Here is a 1,149-nt window from a genome sequence, read left to right as displayed (position 1 = left end):
AAACTCAGGATGGAGCGGGGTGAGCAGTCGCTCTTGTTCCTGAACCGCCGTGGCTTTGCGCCGGTCACCATCTGCCGCGCCTGCGGCGCCCAGGTGGCTTGCGATCATTGCGACGCGCGGATGGTCGAACACCGCTTCATGAAGCGGCTGATGTGCCACCAATGCGGTGAGACCAAGCCGGTGCCCGAGGCCTGCCCGTCCTGCGAGGTGGAGGGCAAGATGGCGCCTGTCGGCCCTGGCATTGAACGGCTGGCGGAGGAAGCCTCCGCCCTGTTCCCCGAGGCCCGGATAGCGGTTCTCAGCTCCGACCTCTTCGGCTCCGCCCGCGCCCTGAAGAGCCGGATCGAGGAAATTGCGAAAGGGGAGGCCGACATCATCCTCGGCACCCAGCTGGTGGCCAAGGGGCACAACTTTCCGCTGCTGACGCTGGTGGGGGTGATCGACGCCGACCTTGGTTTGCAGGGCTCCGACCTGCGCGCGGCGGAGAGGACGTTTCAGCTGATGCGGCAGGTGGCAGGCCGGGCGGGGCGTGCCGAACGGCCGGGCGAGGCCTTGATGCAGACTTTTCAGCCGGAACATCCGGTGATCCGGGCGATTCTGTCGGGGGACGAGGAGAGCTTCTGGAAAGCCGAGGCTGCTGAGCGCCAGGCCGCAGGCGTGCCGCCTTATGGGCGGATGGCGGGCATCATTCTGTCGGGGCCGGACTTGGCAGCAGTCTTTGATCTGGGCAATGCGATGGCCCGCAATGACGGCCCGCTGCGCCGGGTTGGCGCCCAGCTGTTCGGCCCGGCGCCCGCACCGATTGCCCGCGTTCGGGGCCGCCACCGGGTGCGGCTGCTGATCAAGGCGGCAAAGGGCGTGCCGCTGCAGGACGCCATCGCCCGCTGGACCGCGCCCCTGCGGCTGAAAGGCGACTTGCGGCTGAGCATTGATATTGATCCTCAGAGTTTCTTTTGATGAAGGGATGAAGGGGGCTCTTCCCCCGGCCTGCGGCTTCCCCCGGGATATTTGGGGCCAGATGAAGAGCGGGTCCTTTATTCATCTGGCCCCAAATATCTACCGTGTTGCTTCGGTCAATACATTGCACACCTTGAGCCTGGGCAAGGAGCGTGAAGACCTCAGATGTCGGAACGCTCTTTGGTTCAGATG

2 protein-coding genes are annotated in these 1,149 nt (G+C 65.3%); both read left to right on the top strand.

The annotated features are described in order from the left end of the window. A partial coding sequence (priA, locus tag A2I95_RS40650; protein ID WP_291737978.1) for a primosomal protein N' occupies window positions 1-957 on the top strand: 957 nt, incomplete at its 5' end. Further along, on the top strand, window positions 935-1,149 hold a 215-nt coding region (locus A2I95_RS40645; RefSeq protein ID WP_291737977.1), incomplete at its 3' end, for a hypothetical protein. The genes priA and A2I95_RS40645, both read left to right, overlap by 23 nt.

The organism is Leisingera sp. F5 (assembly GCF_001593695.1).
The sequence above is the reverse complement of the archived record's forward strand: the minus strand, read 5'-3'. Positions and strand labels throughout refer to the sequence as shown.